Origin of the sequence: Corynebacterium riegelii (genome assembly GCF_016728505.1) — a bacterium.
GTDB classification, from domain to species: Bacteria; Actinomycetota; Actinomycetes; order Mycobacteriales; family Mycobacteriaceae; genus Corynebacterium; species Corynebacterium riegelii.
In genome coordinates this window covers 395,466-417,256 of the sequence record NZ_CP068159.1, presented here as the reverse complement: position 1 = coordinate 417,256, position 21,791 = coordinate 395,466, and the positions used below count along the sequence as shown (strand labels likewise).

Sequence of the window (21,791 nt, the reverse complement as noted above, 5' to 3'; positions counted from 1 at the left end):
GGGCTCGTGTTTGTGAGGCCGAAAAGTTGGAAAAGTTGTCTGTTGTGATTGCAGATGTTGCGTGGTGCCTATGTGGCATCCCGGGGCCTCCTCTCGTAACCATTTGTTTACCTGGCGTTCACATTAAACGTGTGGCGCAAGTCATGCAAGGATGTCCACGATTGGCGGTCGCCATTAATGGGTAAAGCTCAACTAATGTTGGCAAAATGACAGGTCACGGGCGGTTCTGTCAAGAAATGTGATTCTAGTCACGTTTTGTGATTCCGAGCAATGGAGCGGCACACCACAACGCGAAAAGTGCTGTGCCAAACGGTGGGAGACCACGCGCAGGAGCCCCCGTGTCCAGCACGGATCCATCCTGAAAGACCACGAGGCCAACGCCGAGGTTCCGAAGCAAATCCACATCCACAGCACCAACAGCACCAGCAGCACCAGCACCAGCACCAGCAGCACCAGCACCAACAGCACCAGCACCAACAGCACCGGAGGCAGCCAACCAACGTTCGGACGGCGGGTCCACTTCCACGCCGTCAACCGAAAGTGCCCCAGACTCGACCACGTTCATGGCTTTGGGGGTGGGGTTGAGGGTGGGCGTGTGGGCGTCGTGAAGCAGAAGCGTTGGGGCGTTTTCGAAGAAAACATCGCGGCCCCGGTGCTCCACCGTGGGTACGGCGACCGTGGTGGGGGTCAGTGCGGACAAGGCGAGCGAGGCGTCTGGGACCTGCAAGAACGCAACGCCAACAGCGGCGGCTGCGCACCGGCTGGTGAGGTGGCCTGCGGCGGCGGTGCAGGCGGGGAGGGTGAGGAGGAGGAACTTGGTGGCGTCGCGAAGCAACCCGCCCCCGGGCAGGTGCTGGACAAGCGGTGCGGTGAGACCGGCCCAGGCAGCCAGGGGGATAGCTAGGCCAAGGGCGCCAAGCCATAGCCAGCGGCGCGGCACGCCACGCCAGCCGAGCGCCAACAGCGGCAAAAGCAACAGGCCAAACAGCGCAAAGCCAACCTCGCGCGACCACGGCACCGCCGCAGAGTTCCAGATCCCGCCAAGGCCGGCCACAGAGCCCAGCGTGCCCACAAACGCCTCTGCACGCGGGGCGAAGGCCTGCACCGCCGCAGCCGAAGATGTGCCACCGCTACCTGCCGCAACGCTGGCCACAACCCACGGCGCGCATGTCACCACAGAAACCAACACACCGCGCCACCCGCGCGAAAACGCTGCCGCCGCAAGCGCACCCGTAGGCGTTAACGACGCCAACCAATGCGCAAGCACCCGCAGCGGCACCGGCGCGCAAAACACCGCCGGCAACAGCCACGCCGCGACAACCAAGGACCACTGGCCCTGCAAGAGGCGCTCCACCACAAACGGGTTCCACAGCAGCACCGTCATCGCCGCGGCCTTGCCAAACGGACTACGGCCCAGCCGGTACGCACTCACCGCAGCACAACAGGCCGCGGCAACCATGATCACGCGCAGCGCCAACACCGGATACGGCACGATGGCTAGTAGCGCATCCTGCGGCACGTTGCGCGCCGGCAGATCGCCGTAGCCGAGGGAGGCGCGAGTGAGATACATACCGTCGAAGACCAGCATGTCGCGCAGCGCAAACGCCTGGCCGGGCATGAGAAACGGCCACGTCACCGCAACAACAAGGGCGGCACCGTAGGCCACTACGGGGTTGAAGTGGCGGGCGTTTCCTACAATGGCCACATCGCAAACCCTAACGTATCTCCAGTGCTGCCCCAGCTTGATGGCCTGCGCGGCCTCGCTGCCCTTGGCATTTTGACCACGCATGTGGCCTTCCAGACCGGGCTGACGTCCACGTTTGTGGAGCGCTTTGATTACTTCGTCGCGGTGTTTTTCGCACTTTCGGCTTTCCTGCTCTCTCGCGGTCAGTGGGTGGCAAAGGGCTATTACTATCGACGGCTCGTCCGTCTCGCCCCGGCCTACCTCACCTGCGTGGCCGTGGTCCTTGTCGCCCTGCCGCCGCTGACCCACGTGAGCCTCCAACAGGTGCTGGCCAATGTTTTTTTGCTGCAGGTCTACGTGCCCGACGGGCTTATCGAGGGGCTGACGCAACTGTGGTCCCTGTGCGTGGAGGTGGCGTTCTACCTGGTGCTGCCCGCGTACATGGCGCTGGGGGATCGCGGCCGGCAGCTCGCGCTGCTGATCGCCGTGCCGTTCGGGTTGGCGTGGCCGTGGCTGGTGGACCAGCAGACGTGGCCACCCTCGTACGCCCCGTGGTTTGCCGTGGGCCTTATCTTGGCGGAGCTGGAGCGCCTCGGCGTGCGCTGGCGCGGGCCGCGCTGGCCCTGGTTGCTGGCTGCTGCGGCCATTGCGTACCTGGCGGGCCTTGCGGGTCCTGCGGGACTGACGCACCCGACCCCTGCGGAGTTCAACGTCCGCGTGATCTTGGGGACTTTCTTCGCGGCGTTCGTCGTCGGCCCGTACGCGCTAACCGGCGCTGAAAAAGGGGCGAACAGTGTGCTCGCCAGCCGCCCCATGCGCACGCTTGGACGCTGGTCGTACTCGTTGTTTTTGTGGCACGTGGCGGTGCTTTACTTCGCCTTTCCGACGCTCGGCGTGCCCTGGTTCAGCGGCCACTTCGTACCGGTGTGGGTGTTTACTACCGTGGCGTCGCTGGTGGTGTCGTACGCCTCGTACGAGCTGGTGGAGCGTCCCGCGGCGGCCGCGATGGCCAAGCACCCGGCGAAGGTGAGCAAGAGGCTGTCGCCCGCGTAGTTGTCCGCAGGCCACGGTGCGCGCGCCAGCCACAGTCCGGCGACCAACATCGCGCCAAACGCTAGCCAGCTGCCGCGGATCAAGGTGAAGCGCTCAACCACCCAGGCGGTTGCCAACGCCGCCGCACCGACTAGCGGGTTCGCAGCCAGCACCGCCGCGCCGGCAATTGGGCGCGCCAGCGCACGCGGCGCTGGCCCCGAGCGGCGCCACGGCACCCACAGGCACGCGGCCACCGTCAGCAGGGACAACGCTCCGCCGATGCCCAAACTTGCACGGTAGGCCGCATCCCCCGCGTGCCACATGCGGAAATCGCCGGATGCGCCGGGTGGGACGATAAAGGCTTGCGTGGAGGCGTCGATAAGCAAGGGCTCGAGCTCATGGTTGCCTGCGGTTGCGCGCAAGCCCGGGTTAAACCCGCGAGTCGTGATAATGATGCGTTCGGTATCGGCCGCATCAATCGTGCCGTCGAAGGGCGACCAGGTGGGCAGCGTCAAGGGTTGGGTGAGCATGACCACCTTCGCGCGGCTGGTCAGCTCGTGTGTGCCGGCGGGCAGGTGGACTGGGCCGGGGGCGTGCTCGGCGCCGTCGATGGTGGCGCGCGCGGTGAGCTGCCACGTGGCATCCACGGTGGTGGTGAAGCGGCGCTGGATCACGTTGGCGGCGGGGAAGTGGCGTTGGAAGACAAGCGCACGGGCTTTGGTTGCATCGAGCTCCACAATGCGCGTGATACCGGCGTCTACCTGCGTAATGCCCACCGGTTCGGTCAGTTCGAGCTCCATGACCGTGTCGTGTTTGGTTACCTCGCGGGGTTCACCGCCAACAAGGGAGACCGTTCGGCCGTCTACAAGCACCTGGGTGTTGGCGGTGGCAGTAATAGTCGCGGTGGTGGCGTCGCTGCGAATGCGCAAATGTGGGGTCGGATCGCCCGGGGCCGGCCACCAGGCGGTATCGTCCAGCCCGTCAAACGCCGAGGTCACGGAGCGCGCCGCGCTGGCGCTTGAAGACGCCTCCACCCTGCCGCCCTGCATAGTCACACCGACTGGCGTGCCCGCGCTGGGATAATCCTTCACGCGGTTGTACACAGAGCCATCCTCATCCAGACTGGTCAGATGTGCCGACTGGCCGTCCAAGCTGCCGTAGTTACGCACGGCGAGCGCGGGGGTGTCCGTGGAGATTTCGGGGCGATGATCAACATCGCCCTGGGTCAGCACGGTGGGGAAGTAGCCGAGCTCGCGCCAGATAAGGGGGAGGGCTTCCCCGCCGGCGCTAATAGGCAAAGGCGCATCGGCGGTGATCATCATGTCGCGCGCAGGGTCAAGCAGGAACACGTCCACATCACCAAAGTTCGCAGTGGGCACGCCCAAAGACGGGGTGGGGGTTTGGTGCTCAAGGTCGCGACGCACCACGACTGCGCCCACGCCGATCGCGCGCAGCGCCACTTCATCCACCACCGCAGTCTGGCCGTCCAGGCCGCGAATGGCTTCCGGTTCTACCAGCGGGATTGCGTCGCGGAAGACGAACGGGGAGTTGCACAGCGCCTGGATCGGTTCATCGCGCGTCCACCCCCACTCCTGGCGGGCGAACGACGCCGCTGGCACCACCAACGTCCGCGTCCCCGCGGCGTGCTTATCGATGTACTCGCAGGCCTCCACCCAATCCTGCGACACCCCGGCCGCAGGACCAGAGGCCCACGTGCCAACCGGCAACAGGCGCAGGGACCACGCCGGTGAGGTGGCCACCACCGCCGCCAACGCCACGCACGCCACCTGCGCGCGGTTGACTCTTGTGCGCCTGTTTGTGAGTGCAGCACCCACCGCGAGCGCCATCGGCAAACGGATCAGGGGGTCGAATTTGTGGAGGTTGCGGAAGGGGGCGAGTTGGGCGTCGAGAAGCGAAATGCCCCAATGCGCACCGGCAAGCAACGCGAAACCGATGGCGAACATGGCGACAAACTCACGCGGAAGTCGGCGCAGCCCCACCAGCCCGACGGCGGCGATGGCGCAGGTAGCCAGCACAAACGTTGGTTCAGTGACCAGCAGGTGGCCGGCGGTACGCTCCGCATCCACAAACGGCGCCCAGGAGGTGGTGCCGCGCAGGATCTCCACCGGGTTGAGCCACGCGGTGGTGACGGTGGCCGATTCAATGAAATCTGTAAACGGCGGTGCGTAGCGCCCCAGGATGAGCAGCGGTCCCAGCCACCATGCAGACACCGCCACCGCCCCGAGCGTGAACCCGGCGGCCCGCCGGACATGCCCCCGCCACAGAAGATAAATAAACGCAGGCAGGCACGCGGCGATGGTGGCGGTGGCGTTGACCGCGCCCATGCACGCCACCACGACTACAGACGCCGCCACGTTCGGCCGCCGCTGCACCAACGGCACCAGTGTCCACGGCACGAGTGCCACCGGCCAAGCCTCCGAAGAGATCGCTGTCAGCGTGGTCAGGATGCGCGGGGATAACGCGTACAACACCGCCGCCAACACCGAAGGCAGACCAGCGGGCAAGCCTATTCGGCGCGCCAGCACCAACGTCCCCGAAAACGCCAACCCCATAATCAGCGCCCACCACAAACGCTGCGTCACCCACGCGGGCACTTGCGCCAAATCCGCCAGCAGAAAGAACGCACCCTGCGGAAACAGGTACCCGTACGCCTGGTTCTGCAGCTGGCCCAGCGGGAACTCGTCTGTATATATATGCGTGGCGCGCGCCAAGAAACGCGCCGGGTTAACCACCAAATCCAGCTTGGTGTCCGCGGCAACCTGCCCGGGCGGCTGTAAAAATGCGAGGCTAAACGCCCCGATCCAGCCGAGGATATGGGCGCGCACTACTGTCGGGAGCCGTACTCCGGGCCGCCGAGCACCGCGTCATCCGCCGGCACGGCCTGGCCGGTTGGCACCGTCTGCCCAGAAAACCCCGCCAGCCCCAGCACCCCCACAAGACCGAGGACAACGCCGATGACAGCACTGGCCAAGATGGATGACATGGTGCGGTTTTCAGCAGGTTGCGGCATGCGTTGAACCCTACCAGTGTGCGGGCTGCGTAGAGTGAATGACGTTTCGTTCCCAGGGAGGTGTTTCATGCGCGCACGGCTTACGTCTGTGCTCACTGCGTGCTGCCTTGCTGCATGTTCGGGGCCTTCGCTTGACGACGCCCAAACGCCCACCCCAGCACCCGCCCCCGTCGATAAGCAAGAGCCCGAGCAAGACCTGCGGGCGAAGGTGGCCTCCTTGATGGTGGTGGGGGTGACTAATTACGACCAGGCGCGGTGGGCACTGGACCAGGGCGTGGGCGGGTTGATCATCCCGAGCTGGGCGGATCCGGCGCTGCTGACGGAGCCGGGCCGTAACATTAACGCGCTGCGGGAGCAGTACCCGCGGGCCTTTTCCGTAGCGATTGATTTTGAAGGCGGCCGCGTCCAGCGCCACACGCAGGTGCTGGGTAGCTTCATGCCGCCGCGCGCGCTGGCCGGCAACCCGCCGGAGGTGATCCAGGGAACCGGCTATGACATTGGCGTTTCCCTGCGCAACCACGGCATCAATGTGGATTACGCCCCGCTTTTGGACCTTGATGTGATTGACCTGGACATTGTGGGGGACCGCTCCTTCAACTCCGTGCCGGAGGAGGTAGTGCGCGTTGGCGGGTTGTTCTCCCAGGGGTTGGTGGACGCGGGCGTGACGCCGACGTTTAAGCACTTCCCGGGCCACGGCCGGGCCTCTGGGGATACCCACCACCAGCTGGCCGTGACCCCACCCGTGGAGGAGTTGAAGGCCCTCGACATGCTTCCGTATGGGCCGCTGCTTGCACGTTTTCCTGATGCCAGCGTGATGATGGGACACATGATCGTCCCCGGCATGGGGCCGGTAGGTGTGCCAAGTTCGCTGAACCCGGAGGCGTATCGCATCCTGCGCGAAGGCGACTACCCGGGTGGTGTGCCCTTTGACGGCGTGATTGTTACTGATGACCTCTCCGGCATGCGTGGGCTTTTAGACTTCGCACCGACCCCGCAGGCCGTGAAGATGGCCATTGCCGCGGGTGCTGACCAGGCGTTATGGTCTACGGGCGCTGACCTGCCGGCGACGATTGATCTGGTTGTCGCTGCCGTGGAAAGCGGCGAAGTGCCCCTGGCGCGTGTGGACGAGGCAGCCGCGCGCGTGGAGCGTTTGCATTAGGGGGTTGTAACTGGGTTTTGTATTTGTCTGCTAGCGGCGCGCGGCGTGCTCCTAGCAGACAATGAAAATGCCCTTCTAAAACCCCAGGTGGAATGTTCAGACTTTCGGCTCTTTTTGCGTTGTGTGCTAGTAACGCGAAGCCGCCTCTAGCAGATAAGCGTTATGTCAACTTTTTCCAGCCGGCGAGTATCTGGCTACGCTTAACGGGGTGAGTACTGTGCAAGCACAATCCGAGTCGCGTGGCAAAGGCCGTGGCGGCAAGATTGCCGTTGGCATTTTCGTCGGCGTGCTGGCTGTCTTGCTGGCGATCTATCTGGCGGACCTGGCGATGAACCGCGGCAACGTCCCGCGCGGCACCACCGTTGGTGGAGTGGCAATTGGGGGTATGAAGCCTGAGAGCGCCAAAGGGAAGCTCCAAGACGAGCTGGGCAACATTGAAACGAACCCCGTTTCCGTACGCGCTGACCAGGCCACCGCGCAGTTCGTTCCGGCGGAGGCCGGTCTGGTGATGGATTGGGACGCAACCATTGACGCCGTTGGCGTTGAGTCCGCCAACCCGATCAGCAGGCTGCGCGGCTTGTTTACGCAGCGTGAGGTTGATGCAGTGGCGAAGGTGGATGACGCGAAGTTCAACCCCGCCATGGAAACCTTAAGCGCTGAGCTGCACCGGGATCCCGTTGATGGTGCGATCCATATTGAAGGTGGGCGTGCCAATGTGGATGAGCCGGTGTTGGGGCAGGACGTCGCCGCAAACAAGCTGAGCGAAGCGGTCAAGGCCCAGTGGCTGCAACCGGAAGGGGTGGAGGTTGAGCCGGTGACCGTGGAGCCTGTCGTGAATGAGGCGGCGGTGCGTGCAGCGGAGCAAGGGCCGGTGCGCGCGGCGTTGAACGGGCCGCTGACGGTGCGCAGTAATGATCCGGAGGTGGCGGCGACGGTGCCGCAGGAGCGACTGGGTGAGATCATCCAGTTCCCGGTGGTGGACGGCAAGATCCAGCCGCAGGTCAACGTGGAGGCCGCGCAGGGGATTTTGGGTGAGCAGCTCGCGCCGACGGAGGTTGAGGCGCAAAACGCGCGCGTACTCACCGGCGGCGGCGTGCAGGAATCCATCGACGGACTGGTGGTGGATTGGGAGCAAACCTTAGACGGTTTTGAGGGCAGGTTGCTTGATAGCGCCCCACGTGAATGGGACGCAACCTACAAACCAGAACCGGCGACATTTACTACTGAGGACGCCGCCAACGCTACGTTCGACCAAGTGGTTGGCAGCTTCACCACCAGCGGATACTCCGCCGCATCCGGCCAAAACATCGCCCTGGTGGCGCAGACCGTCTCCGGTGCTGTGGTCAACCCGGGTGAGACGTTCTCCTTGAACGGCTACACCGGCCCACGCGGCACGGCGCAGGGGTACGTGGAATCGGGCATCATTTTGAACGGCCGCGCGGATACCGCGGTGGGCGGCGGTATCTCCCAGTTCGCCACCACCTTGTACAACGCCGCATACTTCGCGGCGATGACGGATGTGGCGCACACCCCGCACTCCTACTACATCTCCCGCTACCCGGCCGGGCGCGAGGCAACCGTGTACGAAGGTGCCATTGACCTGCAGTTCCGCAACGACTCCCCGCACCCGGTCAAGATTGTCACCAACGTTGGCGGTGGCAGCGTCACCGTCAGTCTCATGGGCGTGAAAACCACCACCGTGGAATCCTTCAACGGTGGACGTTGGGCGACAACGCAGCCGCAGGAGCAGCGCGTTACCGGCGGCAGCTGTATCCCGTCCTCGGGCGCGCCGGGCTTCACCACTTCTGACACGCGAGTGATCTATGACCTTGCGGGCAACGAGCTTTCCCGCGAAACCCAGACCACGGTGTACACCCCGGTGCCGATTGTGAAGTGTGGCTAGTTCTTCTCAGTTGCTCAGTGGATCTCCAGCGCCGGCGGCGTGTGCTCGCCCACTTTACGGGTGAGCCCCCACGCGGTTAGTGCAGCGTAGAGTGGGTTTCGTGGCATGAGTGAGTGGAGGGGCGCGTAGCCGTCGTAAATCGCACCGGAGTCAATGTTGACCACGTCGGCGCCACCGACCGCGTTCAGTTGCGACGCCGAATTCGGCGTCACCACATGATCCCTGGGGGAGTAGATCGAGGTGTACACGATCGACGGGTCCGTATCCGGCACGTCCGCGAAGCGCTTCAGCCACGCCGAGCCCACGAGTTGCTGCGACGCGCCGGAAGCAAGCAGTGCCGTCAGGCGCGGATAGCGAGCGGCCACCTTCCCTAGGCGGCCAGCCCAGCCCCGCATGTCCGTGCCGTGGAAGTTGCCGCCCATGGCCACCACGCGCCGCACTTTGGGCGCCCCACCGCGAGCGATGAACAGCTTGGTCATCAGCGCGCCTTGGGAGTGCGCCACAATATCCACCTGTGTAGCGCCGGTTTCGCGCAGCACACGGTCCACGTTTTGCGCGACGTCCTCCACAATCGCATCCAGGTCGCCCACGCCGAAAAACCCGGGGGCGATCATGTCGCCATAGTCGTATCCCCACACCCAAAAACCTTGGGCAGCCAGGTAATTCGCGTTCTCCTTGAAGGAGGCCGTCCGCGAGTTAATCCCATGGATATACAGCACCGGCGTCGGGTGCGTTGGCACGAAATCCGGGTTGTTAAACGGCAGCCTGGGTCGCTCCTGCAACCCCAGCGCCGCGCCGTACCCAAGTGCCAGTGTTACAAACCATTTCACCCCCAAGAGCTTATTGCTTTTCGACGCCCACTTGCACCAGACAGCTCTGTCTAGTAGGGTTTCACGTGGATCACGAAGTCCGACGTATTTCAAAGCCTCCCGGCTCGTCGGCTGGCAACCGCGCACATCGCGCACGGTGCCCCCGGGAGAAGATCCGCCGGCACGAGCAATCGCCGCGCCGGAAGTGCGATTCTTCAGGAGTGTTTTCTCATGCCTACTGGCTTTCCTACAGACTGGACCCCCGCAACCGTATCCAACCTGGCCGGAGCTTCGTTCACCTTCACGTTGGACGAGACTGATGAGGCCATCGTTGCAGAATTCAACAACCCTGCCGAGGCGATGATGTTCATTGCTAATACCGGTATGAAGTTCGAGTACTCACGAATCTCCGGTGCCGTGCGTGTTGGTGGCGCCGTGGTTCCCCTGCCCAAGCAACCAAAAGCCCGTCGCGCCTGCATGTATAAGGAGTGTGACCTTGTGGCTGTCGGCCATAACCAGCACTACATTCCGGTGCTACGCGCCATGAACCAGAAGTACATGTGGTTCCCCATCGAGGTGCTTGAGCACGACGGCACCAAGATCACCTTCGCGTTTACTAGCCCGAACGGGACCGAAACGGTCTGCGCCTACAACCACAACCCTGAAGAGCTTGCGCGTGCAACGGAGTACAACCCGGATTGGAAAGTCCTGCGCTACACCACCGGTGGCGGCAGCTCCTACAAGGCGATCTTAGTGTCGATGGAACCGCCGACCCCCTGCACGGTCGCGGAGTAGTTTGAGGCCGGTTGTTGGGGTGGTACAAAACAAACGCAGAGCCCTTTCAAATAGAAGGGCTCTGCGTGGGTATGAGGGTTGCCTGTTCGGTGGCGCTTAAGATTTGGTCGAGTCCGACTTTGTGATTACGCGATTCGACACGTAGCAAGCGATGGTCACTACAGTGAGGAAACCAACTCCAAGAATCAAAGAGTCGTATCTCTCGGTTAGCATGAGTGAGAAGAACGCCCCCATAAAGAAGGGGATGATCGCTTTGATGCTGATGGTCATTAGGTGCACCTCACGCCTTTCACGGATCCAGTCCAACGAAGTACCCCAATACTACGTAACAGGCAACCACGAGCCGATTATTGCTCCACGCATCTGGGATCAAGTGCAATACGAGCTCGCCACCAGGCATGGCAACATATCGTCAGCGAAAGTCGGCTTGTTCTCCACCCGGCTCAAATGTGCTCGGTGTGGGGTGTGGTATGGGCGTAAGACGTGGGCGTCGAACACGAAATACAAGTACACAGTCTGGCAATGCAACCACAAATACACAGACGAACATCCCTGCAGCAGCGCGACGGTGAAAGACGAGCAGATCAAGGATTCTTTCGTGCAAGCGCTCAATCAACTGATCGCCCGCCGTCCGCAGCAAAGCCAGCTACCGCAGGTGCTTGGCGACATGTTCGGTACGAGCCGTTTGGAAGAACAAGCTGCCGCGTGCCAGGCGAAACTTGTGGAACTCACCGAGCAGATCGAAGCGCTGATTGCGGAAAACCAGCAACGCGCGCTCGACCAGGACGCCTACCAAGCCCGCTACACCGAATTCGATACTATCTACCGTAAGACGCTCGCATACAAAGCGAGCCTAGAGGCAGATATTGCAGCGAACACTGCCAAGCATGCCGCCGTCACCACAGCCCTAGGCGATCTGGCGGGCGAACCTGTGAGCGATTTTCGCCCCGCGCAGTGGAGCGCACTCATCGATCACGCCATCGTAGACGAGGACGGGATCCGGTTCGTATTCCGTAACGGTGAACAGGTGAGCATGGCCCTGCAAGGATGATGTTGTAGCGGTTGACGTGCACGGTTAGGTACACCTCCCAGAATTTAGATAAGGTTAGCCTTGCCTAAGAAGGATGGTGTTTGCATGGACGATAGTGCAATGGATCAGGTTGTTGACGGTGAGTATGGGTCCGCGAAGGAAAAATCTGTCGCTGGCCAGAACGCAATCCGTCAGCTATCGCAGCCGGTGAAAGGCAAGCTGTTCGTCGCGCAGGTTTTGGCTTTTCTCTCTGGTGTGTTGGCTATTGCCCCGTATGTGGCTCTGGTGGAGCTTGGCAGAGAACTTATGCAAGACCAGATGGACCCGGCGCGGGTGAACTGGATTGTCATGCTTCTCGTCAGCGCATACATGACCCGGTTGACCTTATATTTTGTTGCATTGGGCGTGACGCATTTTATTGACCTGTCGTTGCGTAATCAGATGCGTCGGCAAATTGCCGCCCGAATGTCGACTGCTCCGCTGTCGTGGTTTACCCGCGAGGGTGAGGGGAAGATCCGCAAGACCATTCAGGATGATACGGCCACGGTGCATACAGTGATCGCGCACGGGCCGATCGAGAAACTGAACGCGATCGTATCCCCGCTCGCCTTGTTGATATATGCGTTTGTGGTGGATTGGCGGCTCGCTCTGCTGTCGATTGCGACGATTCCGATTTATGTGGGCATGTATGGCATGTCGATGCGTGGGATGAATGAGAAGACCGCACAAATGGACACCAAGCTCGCTCAGGTTTCGGCAACGATGGCCGAGTTCGTTGCCGGTATCTCAGTGGTGAAAGCATTCGGCAAGGTCGGCCAAGCACATAAAGCCTATTTAGATGCAGCTAACGAGTTTTCTAAGTTCTACCGGGCGTGGTGTATGCCGCTGGTGTCGATGTCGGTCGCCTCATTTTCGTGGGTGTCGATCCCGGTGTTGTTGATCGTGAACCTTGGCGGTGGCGCGTTGATGATGAACGCCGGTTGGGTGAGCATCTACGAGGTGATAACGACGACGTTGATCGCCTTGGTGCTGCCGGGAGCGTTGATGGCAGTCGCAACCATCGCCTGGTCGTACCAGCTCGCAGGGTCTGCGGCAGTGAGGCTGGTGAACGTCATGGAGCTACCAGCGTTGAGTCAGCCCGATGCGCCACAGACACCACACGGTCATGATATCGAGATTCGGGGTGTGTCGTATGCCTATGACGACACCCAGGCATTAGACGAGGTGAGCCTGAGCATTCCGGCAGGCACGGTGACCGCGCTGGTTGGCCCGTCGGGTGCGGGGAAGTCGACGTTGGCGAGTTTAATTGCCCGCTTCGATGACCCGGACGCTGGCACGATCACTATCGGCGGGGTTGATCTAAAGAGCATTTCCCAGGATGTGTTGTATTCGACGGTCGCGTTCGTCTTGCAAGATGCACAGCTTATTCGCGACACCATCCACAACAACATTGCCCTGGGCGCGCCAGACGCAACCTTGGATCAGGTGCGACAGGCGGCGAGAGCCGCGCAGATCGACGAGTTCATCATGAGCCTGCCAGATGGTTACGACACCGTGTTGGGGGAGGACACCCACGTTTCGGGCGGGCAGGCAGCCCGTATCGCGATCGCCCGGGCGCTCATGGTTGATGCCCCAGTGTTGGTGCTGGACGAGGCGACGGCGATGGCGGACCCGGAATCGGAATCGAAAATTCAACAAGCTCTCTCGACTCTTGCCAAAGGCAGAACCGTGATTGTGATCGCCCACCGGTTGGCCTCGATCAGGGGCGCGGATCAGATTGTCGTCATGGAACGCGGGCGCATTGCTGTGGTCGGTAAACACGACGAGCTGTTGGGTAATGCGCACTATCAGGCACTTCTTGCCCAAGGTGCATGTGAGGAGATGACACGATGAATCAACTATTGCTGCCACGCTTTAAGCGTTTGATGGAACCCGCCTCGTGGCGTGACCTCTCGGTCGGTCAAGCGTGGGGTGCGGTCTCAGGACTGTGTCACGGCTTTGCCCTGCTGATTCTGCTTCCCGCAGCAAGTGCCCTAGCGACCGGAATGCCGGTGTGGGGGTTATCGTTTTGGGGCTGGCTCATCGCCTTGGCGGTGATCTCGGTAGCGGGTGTAGGCACCGAGTTTTATGGTATGCGCACCGGCTATATTGGCGCGCTCGGGTTCATTCACGACGTCCACCACGCAATAGGTAACAAAGTAGCCCGCCTACCGTTGGGAGTGTTCGATTCGGGTAGCTCTGGCCGACTGTCGCGCATGGTCACCCAGGAAATGATGAACTTGGGCGAGTCGGCGGCGCACTTCATTTTCTCCCTCGTCCAAAAACTCTCAGCCGTGCTGGTGATCACTGTGGGAACCTGGTTCTGGGATTGGCGGCTGGGACTGACCTTGACGATCGCGTTCCCGATCATGCTCGCCTTCCTCCATATCTCCCGCGTGCTTCTTGATAAAGGTAAGCAGGTTTCCGAACCAGCTGAGTCAGAATTGGCGGCTCGCATGGTCGAATTCGCCACCTGCCAAGGCGCGCTGCGCTCCTGCCATGTCGCCGACGACTACCCGGCCCTTGATCGGGCATTCAAACAGGCTGACCGCAAAAGCCGCAAAGCATTGTGGATCGAAACATTAGCGAACCTGATTAATGGAATGTTCGTCCAAGCCCTTGTCGTGATAATGATCTGGCTGACCGCCCAACTCGCCCTCGGCGGGCAAATGAATGCGCTGAACGCCGTGGTCACAATCGGCATGTGCCTGCGGTTCACCACCATGCTCCAAGACATCGGTGGCTGCATGACCGGGCTGGAAGAACGCCGCCAGCAGATGAACCACGTCGACAAGGTCATGGATGCCCCCGAACTGTCCGAACCCGATGCCTGTACACCAGTGAGGGCACCTGGTGATGTTCGTTTCGAGGACGTCACCTTCGGCTACGATCCGGACACCCCGGTTCTCCGTGATATGTCCTTCCATGTCCCGCAAGGCGGCATGTGTGCCCTGGTTGGCCCTTCCGGCTGCGGAAAAACCACAATCGCGAGGTTGGTTGCACGTTTCTGGGATGTGCAGTCCGGCAGCGTACGCGTTGGCGGGGTTGATGTGCGCGAGCAGACCACCGAAGATTTGATGCGCCAGGTGTCTCTCGTTTTCCAAGACGTCTATTTATTCAATGACACTCTCGAAGCCAACATTCGCCTTGGCAATCCCGAAGCTACTGATGAAGAAATCAGGTGGGCCGCTGAGCTGTCGGGCGTGACGGAAATTGTCAACCGCCTCCCAGACGGCTGGAATTCATTGGCGGGTGCTGGCGGGCGTGCACTGTCAGGTGGGGAACGCCAACGAGTGTCCATCGCTCGCGCCTTGGTGAAGAAAGCCCCGATCGTGCTGTTCGATGAGGCCACCAGCGCGTTGGACGCGGAAAATGAAGCCAACATTGTTGCGGCGATGAACGAGCTACGCAAGCACTCCACGCTAATCGTGATCGCCCACAAACTTGAAACCATTCGCCAAGCTGACCAAATCATTGTGCTCTCCCACGATGGGCGTATCGCCCAGCGCGGGTGCCACGACGAGCTGGTCAACCAGCCAGGTCAATACCGCGATTTCTGGCAAGAACGCATCAATGCTGCCGGATGGCAACTCGTCTAAACACAGCACGTATACGCACATGAAAGGAAAAACTATGTCCACACCCACGTCCTCGCGCCTAAACACGCGCGACTTCATCAATATCGGCGTCTTCACCGCCTTGATGTTCGTCATCGTGTTTGCATTCGGAATGCTCGGGTTCATTCCGGCTGCCATGTATGCCGGCTTCTTACTCTCCATTCTCGTCAACGGCACCGTGTTCGCGCTGTTTACTGCCCGCACTCCGAAGATGGGGGCATTGACAATCATGCTGATCCTCATCGAAGTCCTCTTCTTCGTAACGGGTCACTGGGTGGGAGGAATTGCGATCGCCGCTGTGTTCGGCCTGCTCGCTGACTTGGTGATCACCAAGGGGCCGAAGAGCGTGAAAGTTCGTGTCCCGCTGGCATATGCACTGTTTATCCTGCCGATCTATGTTTCCCCGTGGATTCCGCTATTTATGAACCAAGACGCATATATGTCGCAGATCGCCGAACAAATGGGCGCCGAGTATGCCGCGAAGATGGCGCAGGTTGTCACGATTCCGATTCTGTTGGGCTTCTTCGTTGTGATGCTCATCGTGGGCTGGCTTGCTGGTCTGTTGGGAACCAGGGTGGCGCGTAAGCACTTTGAACGGGCCGGTCTTGTCTAAACTTCCCGACCCGCGCACGATTATCGTAGCGCTCGTCATCGTCTCCACCACGATCTACAGTGCCTACTCGCCGTGGTTCGTGTGTGCTCTGGGCGGATTCGCCGCCGTGATGCTGGCGAGCGCTGCGATCAATCCCAACACGCTCGTGCGCCCGAGCTGGGTTGCCGTCTACCTGGCCACGTTTGCGGCTCTCGGCACACTCGTCTTCGTGATACCACTGGTGTGGAAGTCAACGGCCAGCGCGTTCCTCGTGCTGTTTTTGCAGTGGATGTGGCGATTCAGTGTCAGCGCAGGAATGGGAGCCTACGCGATCGGTGTGATCCGACCTGCCACCTTGCAAAAAGCACTCGCCAGCTCACGAATCCCGACCTGTTTCACGATCCCGATCTCAGTCGCGTTACGTGTGCTGCCCGTGATCGGCCACGAGGTTAAAGCGATCTCAGATGCCATGAAACTACGCGGCATGTCCGCGCTTTCCCTGCGTGCGGCCCAGTACTTCACAATCCCGCTGCTATCGACCGTGGTACGCAGCGGAGACGAACTGGCATCTGCTGCCCTTGTACGCGGACTGGGCGGAACCGCAAAGCCCACCTCAGTCACGGTCGTGAAATTCCGTGTGATCGACGCGGTCATTCTGCTCATCGTTATCAGCTTCGCGATATGGAGAATCGTCCTATGACAACAGCCCAAGCAACTGGGGTCACCTTCACCTATCGGGGAGCAGACCACCCCTCAATCAATGACGTAACCATCACCATCACACCTGGAACCGTCACCTTGCTGTGTGGTGCGTCAGGGTCGGGGAAAACCACCGCGTTGCGGCTGTTTAACGGGCTCATCCCGCACTTCCACGACGGCGACCTTACCGGAAGCGTCACAGTCGACGACATTGACGTGGCACGAGTAGATTTATCAGAGCTTGCCCACCACTGTTCGACAGTGTTTCAAAACCCGCGCACCCAGTTCTACACCACTCACGTGCGTCAAGAACTCGCCTTCGGCCCAGAAAATCTCGGCCGCGACCCGCAGGAGATCTGTGCCCGCATTGACGAGGTTGCAGCCGAGTTAGGTATCGCCGACCTGTTGGAATCCCGCGTCACACAACTATCAGGCGGACAGATGCAACGCGTGGCCTGCGCCGTCGCCATGTGCAACAACACGTCGCTGATTGTCTTTGACGAGCCGACCGCGAACCTCTCAGCTGACGTTATCGACCAACTCGCCACACTCATCGCCAGGCTCAAAGCTGATGGACACACCATCATCATTGCTGAACACCGGCTAAGTTTCCTTTCCGGGATCGCTGACCGTGTCTACTGCTTCGATAAAGGTAACATCGCCCTCACCGCAACCGGCGAAGAGTTCTACGCTACCTCGGATGAGGAGCGCAAACAGCTTGGGCTGCGATCCCTAGTGACTGTGCCTATGCCACAACTTCCGCAACCGGCAGGAGATGGGCTTGAGATTGACAACCTCACCTTCGCCTACCGCCACGGAAACACGGTTCTCAACATCGGCCATCTGCTCTTTCCGGCAGGGAAAATCACAGCGCTCCTCGGCCCGTGCGGGTCAGGCAAATCAACACTGGCACGCATCATCTGCGGACTCGAAAAAGCCAAAGGTGCATCCATCACACTCAATAGGCAAAAATTCACCAACCGGGACGCATACCTCGTAATGCAAGACCCCACCCGGCAGCTATTCTCAGACACCGCTATTGACGAAGTCACGCTCGGGATAACGAGAGCCGAAAAACAACACATCGACGCCCAGGCGATCCTTAAAGAACTCGACCTCACCGACCATGAGGCTGATCATCCCCAAGCACTCTCTGGTGGGCAACGTCAACGTCTGGTTATTGCTACAGCGCTTGCCGCGAACAAGAAGGTCTACATCTTCGACGAGCCGACATCAGGTGTTGGCTACAAGCACCTTGTCGCGATTTCCCGAGTAATGCGTAAACTCGCTGACACTGGTGCCGTCGTCATCGTCATCACCCACGACGCTGAACTCGTTACCGAGGTCGCCGACCACGCTATCCACCTCGACCAAATCAACGCCTGCTAACGCAAACGCTCGCTCGGTCGAAAGAGAGGAAAGCATTTCCGCAGGTCAGGGCAAACGCGCTATACACTCGCTAACGCAAGCGATTTTCTTGACCCCCTTGGGGCGTACTCGCTAACGCAAAAGGGTACTTATCATTTTCGACGTCATAGTGGAGCCGGCGACATTGGAGCCGGCGACGGTGTCCGAAGTCACGACATAGTTGACACAGCGTGACTGGGAGAACCTTCCTGATGGTTGACAATTGGAGCCGGCGACGAGAATCGAACTCGCACTCTCAGCTTGGGAAGCTGATGTTCTACCACTAAACTACGCCGGCAGCGTCCTTGACTTTAGCACCGTGCAATCCAAGCCCAAAAATAGGGAAGTACACTCGCATACGTGCTGCTTTCTGATCATGATATTCGCGACGCTATTGAATCCGGCCGTCTCGGCATTGACCCGTTTGATCCGGAGATGATTCAACCGAGTTCGATTGATGTGCGTATTGACAGCCTGTTTCGGGTGTTCAACAACTCGAAGTACACGCACATTGATCCGAAAGAGGAGATGCCGGACCTGACCACACTGGTTGAGGTCCCGGAGGGGGATGCGTTTGTGCTGCACCCGGGCGAGTTCGTGTTGGCGGCAACGCTTGAGAGTTTTGCGTTGCCGGCGGATTTGGCGGGGCGTCTTGAAGGAAAAAGCTCCCTGGGCCGCCTAGGACTGCTGACGCACTCCACCGCAGGCTTCATTGACCCGGGTTTCTCAGGCCACATCACGCTTGAGTTGTCCAATGTGGCGAATTTGCCGATCACGTTGTGGCCGGGCATGAAGGTAGGCCAGCTTGCGTTGTTCGCTATGACCTCGGCCGCGGAGACGCCGTACGGCTCGTCCAAGTTGGGCTCGAAGTACCAGGGGCAGCGGGGGCCGACGGCGTCGAAGGCCTACCTGAACTTCCGTTAACCAACCAGAAGAACAAACCAAAAGGACGAAACCGATGGAAGATTACACACTGTATTTCACCCCGCTGCCAGTGCAGGGCGAGGATCCTGCGATTACGCAGCAGGAGATCATTGAGCTTGCCGAGCGTATCGACGCTGACCATGTCATCTACGACCAGTTTGCAAAGCGCCAGGCGCGCATTTTGCAGTACGCGGCTGAGGTCGCTGCCGTCGTTAAGGACCCGCAGCTGACCAACGAGCAGCGTGCGGTGGATCTGTCCATGGCGCTGCGCAACCTTGCGTTGGCCACCTCGCTCTATGAGGAGGACGTGGATAACGCGCTTGCGAAAAACGGTAACCAGCCGGCGTTTTCCCCGGCGGTGTGTGAGCTGTTTGCGCTGCTTGCGTCCCTATACATCACGCAGGCGTTGGATGCGTTCTTGCAGCACCCGTCCGAGGTCTTCCCGGAGGCCAGCTACATGTCGGGCCCCGATGTAGTGGTCTACGATCTCGGCCGCGGCTTCTACTTCATCATTGATGATGAAGGCATGTTTACCGTCCAGGCGTCCTCTGAGGAGGGGGCGTTTGATGAGCGCGCAAGGCTGTTGAGTGAGCGGGGGCCGCAGCCGTCGCACCCGATCAAGATCACGGACCCGGATGATGCACGCTTGAGCATTAAGTACGCCATGGAGGATTGGGAAGACGAAACTAGCAATACGTGGGCGGATGACCACCCGGATTTCCAGGTGGAGTTCACCGGTTACTTGGATGGCGAGGATTAACTCGCGCTGCCGATCTGGCCACCGCACGGCATAATTGCCAGTTATGCGGATGACGGTGATCGGTACTGGCTATCTCGGGGCGACGCACGCGGCGTGCATGGCGGAACTTGGCCATGAGGTGCTCGGCGTGGACGTGGATCAACACAAGATTGAGGCACTGCAAAACTCCACGGTGCCTTTTTATGAGCCCGGTTTGCCGGAGGTGCTTGAGCGAAATATTGACGCAGGTCGCCTTAGCTTTTCGACGGACTACGCCACCGCCGCCTCCTTCGCCAACATCCACTTCATCGGTGTGGGTACTCCGCAGCAGCGGGGTTCGTACGCGGCGGATACTCGCTACGTGGAGGCGGTTATTGATGATCTGGTGCCGAAACTGCAGGGCCACCACATCATCTTTGGTAAGTCCACCGTGCCGGTTGGTACCGCGGCGGCACTGCAGGAGCGCGCGAACAGGCTGGTTCAAGATGGTGCGAGTGTAGAGATCGCCTGGAACCCGGAGTTCTTGCGCGAAGGCTACGCGGTGAAAGACACCATTGAGCCGGACCGCATTGTGCTTGGCGTCAACGCTACTAATTCCCAGGCGGAATCTTCAGCGGTGCAGGTTGCCCGCGAGGTCTATGCCACCCCGCTTGCACACAACACGCCGTTTATTGTCACGGACCTGCAGACGGCGGAGCTGGTGAAGGTCTCGGCCAATGCGTTTTTGGCCACCAAGATCTCCTTCATCAACGCGGTAAGTGAGGTCTGTGAGATCGTCGGCGCGGACGTCACGCAGCTGGCGGATGCCATTGGTTATGACGACCGCATCGGCCGTAAATTCCTCGGCGCCGGCCTCGGCTTCGGCGGCGGGTGCCTACCCAAGGACATTCGTGCGTTCATGGCGCGCGCCGGTGAGTTGGGTGCGGACCAGGCGCTGACGTTCCTCCGTGAGGTTGACGCGATCAACATGCGCCGCCGCCAACGCGTGGTGGACCTCGCCCGTGAGATGCTCGGTTCCCTGATTGGTACCCGCATCACGGTGCTTGGGGCGGCGTTTAAGCCGAACTCGGATGACGTGCGTGACTCGCCGGCACTCGCCGTTGCAGGTCAGCTCTCGCTCGCGGGTGCAAGTGTGCGCGTTTATGACCCGCAGGCCATGGACAACGCACGCAAGGTCTTCCCAACGCTTGATTACGCTTCTTCGCTTGAAGACGCCTTGCGTAACGCCGAACTTGTCATCCTTGCAACAGAATGGCAGGAGTTTAAGGAGATGGAGCCGGGGTGGGTTGCGGGGGTCGTCGATAAGCAAAAGCTCATCGACGGCCGCAATGTGCTGCCAGCGGAAGCCTGGCATGCAGCCGGATGGGAAATCCAAGCCCTGGGGCGCAGCCTATAGTGGGAGTAACTCGTGCGAACCCCAGGAAGGTGGCAAGATGGCAACGCCGTTCTTCTTTCAAGATAAGGACACTGTGAGTCGGCAAAAGCTGTTTGAAGAAGCCGTAGTGAATAATCGGTTGGAGGGCCTGACTGTGAGCGCTCCTACTCGTGCAGATGGGCAACGCTGGGTCGATGGTTTGATCTCTGCAGATGAGCTTGTGAAACTGACCCGAGCTAGATATGGGCTCCACTGAGTTCCGCGGCAATCTGGATCCGTACATTGACCCCTCAACTGGGATACTGAAGAACTTAGTGGGGGCCGACAAACAGGCTGAATTAGATAAAGCGGAAGCAGACCTTGTCTTTGCTCGCGCACTTCAACTATCCGACAAGGATATTCCAGAAAGCCGAGATCTGCGCGAAGTTCAGTTGATTCATCAGCATCTTTTTCGGGACGTTTACGAATGGGCGGGAAAACTTCGTACTGTTGATCTTCGCAGGCCAACTGGCATGGCATTACCTTTCGCGCCGCACCGAATGCTCCCTATAGTTGCTCAGAATTGCTTCGAAGCTTTACAAGACGACTCCTGTCTCTACGGGATGTCAAGAACACAGTTTGTACACCGTCTTGCATATCACTATGACGCCCTGAATTATCTGCATCCCTTCCGGGAGGGAAACGGTAGAACACAGCGGGTGTTTTGGGGGCGAATTGCTCGGGCTACTGGGAGAGAAATTGAATGGTTTCGCATTTCCAAGACTGAGAACGATGACGCATGCCGTATTGCAAACGAACAGCAAGACCTAGAGCCATTGATTGCAATTTTTGACCGCGCAGTGCCCAGGTGAATCTGGGCTGAACCTCAGAAGGGACTTCCAAGCGCTTGGGCGCGGCGGCCAAAAATAGGTCTGCGATTTGTCCCACTATGTGGGCACCGTTAGGGCATGATGGGG

Annotated in this window: 18 protein-coding genes, 1 tRNA gene, 1 pseudogene and 1 riboswitch; of the genes and pseudogenes, 15 read left to right on the top strand and 5 right to left on the bottom strand. The window is 60.3% G+C overall.

Annotated features, from left to right (window positions below; translation table 11 throughout):
* Positions 1–244: 244 nt before the first annotated feature.
* Positions 245–1,705 carry a hypothetical protein gene (locus I6I71_RS01905; RefSeq protein WP_236587346.1) on the bottom strand — a complete coding sequence of 487 codons (1,461 nt, stop codon included), beginning with the start codon at positions 1,703–1,705 and terminating at the stop codon, positions 245–247.
* On the opposite strand from I6I71_RS01905, the pseudogene I6I71_RS11990 reads away from it, so the two are divergent.
* Positions 1,679–2,599, top strand: a pseudogene (locus I6I71_RS11990) (acyltransferase family protein); the annotation flags it as partial. The gene I6I71_RS01905 and the pseudogene I6I71_RS11990 overlap by 27 nt on opposite strands.
* Here I6I71_RS11990 and I6I71_RS12190 read toward each other — a convergent pair.
* Together I6I71_RS12190 and I6I71_RS01895 are read right to left on the bottom strand one after the other, a co-directional pair.
* Positions 2,554–5,562 (bottom strand): alpha-(1->3)-arabinofuranosyltransferase domain-containing protein, encoded by a 3,009-nt coding sequence (locus I6I71_RS12190; RefSeq protein WP_201821860.1) that lies wholly within the window; start codon positions 5,560–5,562, stop codon positions 2,554–2,556. The pseudogene I6I71_RS11990 and the gene I6I71_RS12190 overlap by 46 nt on opposite strands.
* Positions 5,562–5,747 (bottom strand): DUF2613 domain-containing protein, encoded by a 186-nt coding sequence (locus tag I6I71_RS01895; protein WP_052205860.1) that lies wholly within the window; start codon positions 5,745–5,747, stop codon positions 5,562–5,564. The genes I6I71_RS12190 and I6I71_RS01895 overlap by 1 nt, the downstream gene beginning before the upstream one ends.
* Before the next feature lie 67 nt (positions 5,748–5,814).
* Here I6I71_RS01895 and I6I71_RS01890 point away from each other — a divergent pair, with 67 nt between their 5' ends.
* Complete coding sequence (locus tag I6I71_RS01890) at positions 5,815–6,906, top strand: glycoside hydrolase family 3 N-terminal domain-containing protein (protein WP_201821858.1); 1,092 nt, start codon at positions 5,815–5,817, stop codon at positions 6,904–6,906.
* 328 nt (positions 6,907–7,234) lie between these two features.
* On the top strand, positions 7,235–8,809 hold the full coding sequence (locus tag I6I71_RS01885; protein ID WP_201823142.1) for a VanW family protein: 1,575 nt from the start codon (positions 7,235–7,237) through the stop codon (positions 8,807–8,809).
* A gap of 14 nt (positions 8,810–8,823) precedes the next feature.
* On the opposite strand, the gene I6I71_RS01880 is transcribed toward I6I71_RS01885, so the two are convergent.
* Complete coding sequence (locus I6I71_RS01880) at positions 8,824–9,639, bottom strand: esterase/lipase family protein (protein WP_236587345.1); 816 nt, start codon at positions 9,637–9,639, stop codon at positions 8,824–8,826.
* A 68-nt stretch (positions 9,640–9,707) separates the two neighbouring features.
* Positions 9,708–9,832, top strand: a riboswitch (SAM riboswitch).
* Between the two features lie 17 nt (positions 9,833–9,849).
* On the opposite strand from I6I71_RS01880, the gene I6I71_RS01875 reads away from it, so the two are divergent.
* The 7 genes from I6I71_RS01875 to I6I71_RS01845 all read left to right on the top strand — a co-directional run bounded on the left by I6I71_RS01875 (position 9,850) and on the right by I6I71_RS01845 (position 17,779).
* Positions 9,850–10,413, top strand: a complete 564-nt coding sequence (locus tag I6I71_RS01875) for a hypothetical protein (protein ID WP_201821856.1) — start codon at positions 9,850–9,852, stop codon at positions 10,411–10,413.
* Between the two features lie 211 nt (positions 10,414–10,624).
* The gene (locus tag I6I71_RS01870) at positions 10,625–11,464 is read left to right on the top strand and encodes a recombinase zinc beta ribbon domain-containing protein (protein ID WP_236587344.1); all 840 of its coding nucleotides are present in this window, start codon (positions 10,625–10,627) and stop codon (positions 11,462–11,464) included.
* A gap of 84 nt (positions 11,465–11,548) precedes the next feature.
* Positions 11,549–13,336 carry an ABC transporter ATP-binding protein gene (locus I6I71_RS01865; RefSeq protein ID WP_052205871.1) on the top strand — a complete coding sequence of 596 codons (1,788 nt, stop codon included), beginning with the start codon at positions 11,549–11,551 and terminating at the stop codon, positions 13,334–13,336.
* On the top strand, positions 13,333–15,081 hold the full coding sequence (locus tag I6I71_RS01860) for an ABC transporter ATP-binding protein (protein WP_201821854.1): 1,749 nt from the start codon (positions 13,333–13,335) through the stop codon (positions 15,079–15,081). Before I6I71_RS01865 ends, I6I71_RS01860 begins: the two co-directional genes overlap by 4 nt.
* A 34-nt stretch (positions 15,082–15,115) precedes the next feature.
* Positions 15,116–15,712, top strand: coding sequence for an MptD family putative ECF transporter S component (locus tag I6I71_RS01855; protein WP_035757768.1), 597 nt, complete (start codon positions 15,116–15,118; stop codon positions 15,710–15,712).
* Positions 15,705–16,391: an energy-coupling factor transporter transmembrane component T family protein gene (locus I6I71_RS01850; protein ID WP_052205874.1), complete on the top strand. Its 687-nt coding sequence runs from the start codon at positions 15,705–15,707 to the stop codon at positions 16,389–16,391. Before I6I71_RS01855 ends, I6I71_RS01850 begins: the two co-directional genes overlap by 8 nt.
* Positions 16,388–17,779 (top strand): ABC transporter ATP-binding protein, encoded by a 1,392-nt coding sequence (locus tag I6I71_RS01845; RefSeq protein ID WP_052205876.1) that lies wholly within the window; start codon positions 16,388–16,390, stop codon positions 17,777–17,779. Before I6I71_RS01850 ends, I6I71_RS01845 begins: the two co-directional genes overlap by 4 nt.
* A 242-nt stretch (positions 17,780–18,021) precedes the next feature.
* Here I6I71_RS01845 and I6I71_RS01840 read toward each other — a convergent pair.
* Positions 18,022–18,095, bottom strand: a tRNA-Gly gene (locus I6I71_RS01840).
* Between the two features lie 62 nt (positions 18,096–18,157).
* Here I6I71_RS01840 and dcd point away from each other — a divergent pair.
* Genes dcd through I6I71_RS01815 form a run of 5 tightly spaced genes read left to right on the top strand, consistent with a single transcriptional unit; the run spans position 18,158 to position 21,686 of the window.
* Positions 18,158–18,721 (top strand): dCTP deaminase, encoded by a 564-nt coding sequence (dcd, locus tag I6I71_RS01835; protein ID WP_052205878.1) that lies wholly within the window; start codon positions 18,158–18,160, stop codon positions 18,719–18,721.
* A 34-nt stretch (positions 18,722–18,755) separates the two neighbouring features.
* Complete coding sequence (locus I6I71_RS01830) at positions 18,756–19,481, top strand: hypothetical protein (protein ID WP_201821852.1); 726 nt, start codon at positions 18,756–18,758, stop codon at positions 19,479–19,481.
* A 43-nt stretch (positions 19,482–19,524) separates the two neighbouring features.
* Positions 19,525–20,856, top strand: coding sequence for a UDP-glucose dehydrogenase family protein (locus I6I71_RS01825; RefSeq protein WP_201821850.1), 1,332 nt, complete (start codon positions 19,525–19,527; stop codon positions 20,854–20,856).
* The gene (locus I6I71_RS12245; protein WP_414017444.1) at positions 20,789–21,091 is read left to right on the top strand and encodes an antitoxin VbhA family protein; all 303 of its coding nucleotides are present in this window, start codon (positions 20,789–20,791) and stop codon (positions 21,089–21,091) included. Before I6I71_RS01825 ends, I6I71_RS12245 begins: the two co-directional genes overlap by 68 nt.
* Positions 21,078–21,686 carry a Fic/DOC family protein gene (locus tag I6I71_RS01815; RefSeq protein WP_201821848.1) on the top strand — a complete coding sequence of 203 codons (609 nt, stop codon included), beginning with the start codon at positions 21,078–21,080 and terminating at the stop codon, positions 21,684–21,686. The genes I6I71_RS12245 and I6I71_RS01815 overlap by 14 nt, the downstream gene beginning before the upstream one ends.
* The last annotated feature ends 105 nt before the right edge of the window (positions 21,687–21,791 follow it).

Excerpts from the sequence above, each read along its gene's own strand:
- I6I71_RS01895 (WP_052205860.1), bottom strand. The coding sequence starts at position 5,747 with ATGCCGCAACCTGCTGAAAACCGCACCATGTCATCCATCTTGGCCAGT.
- I6I71_RS01890 (WP_201821858.1), top strand. The coding sequence starts at position 5,815 with ATGCGCGCACGGCTTACGTCTGTGCTCACTGCGTGCTGCCTTGCTGCA.
- I6I71_RS01885 (WP_201823142.1), top strand. The coding sequence starts at position 7,235 with ATGAACCGCGGCAACGTCCCGCGCGGCACCACCGTTGGTGGAGTGGCA.
- I6I71_RS01875 (WP_201821856.1), top strand. The coding sequence starts at position 9,850 with ATGCCTACTGGCTTTCCTACAGACTGGACCCCCGCAACCGTATCCAAC.
- I6I71_RS01870 (WP_236587344.1), top strand. The coding sequence starts at position 10,625 with ATGAGTGAGAAGAACGCCCCCATAAAGAAGGGGATGATCGCTTTGATG.
- I6I71_RS01865 (WP_052205871.1), top strand. The coding sequence starts at position 11,549 with ATGGACGATAGTGCAATGGATCAGGTTGTTGACGGTGAGTATGGGTCC.
- I6I71_RS01860 (WP_201821854.1), top strand. The coding sequence starts at position 13,333 with ATGAATCAACTATTGCTGCCACGCTTTAAGCGTTTGATGGAACCCGCC.
- I6I71_RS01855 (WP_035757768.1), top strand. The coding sequence starts at position 15,116 with ATGTCCACACCCACGTCCTCGCGCCTAAACACGCGCGACTTCATCAAT.
- I6I71_RS01845 (WP_052205876.1), top strand. The coding sequence starts at position 16,388 with ATGACAACAGCCCAAGCAACTGGGGTCACCTTCACCTATCGGGGAGCA.
- I6I71_RS01830 (WP_201821852.1), top strand. The coding sequence starts at position 18,756 with ATGGAAGATTACACACTGTATTTCACCCCGCTGCCAGTGCAGGGCGAG.
- I6I71_RS01825 (WP_201821850.1), top strand. The coding sequence starts at position 19,525 with ATGCGGATGACGGTGATCGGTACTGGCTATCTCGGGGCGACGCACGCG.
- I6I71_RS12245 (WP_414017444.1), top strand. The coding sequence starts at position 20,789 with ATGTGCTGCCAGCGGAAGCCTGGCATGCAGCCGGATGGGAAATCCAAG.
- I6I71_RS01815 (WP_201821848.1), top strand. The coding sequence starts at position 21,078 with ATGGGCTCCACTGAGTTCCGCGGCAATCTGGATCCGTACATTGACCCC.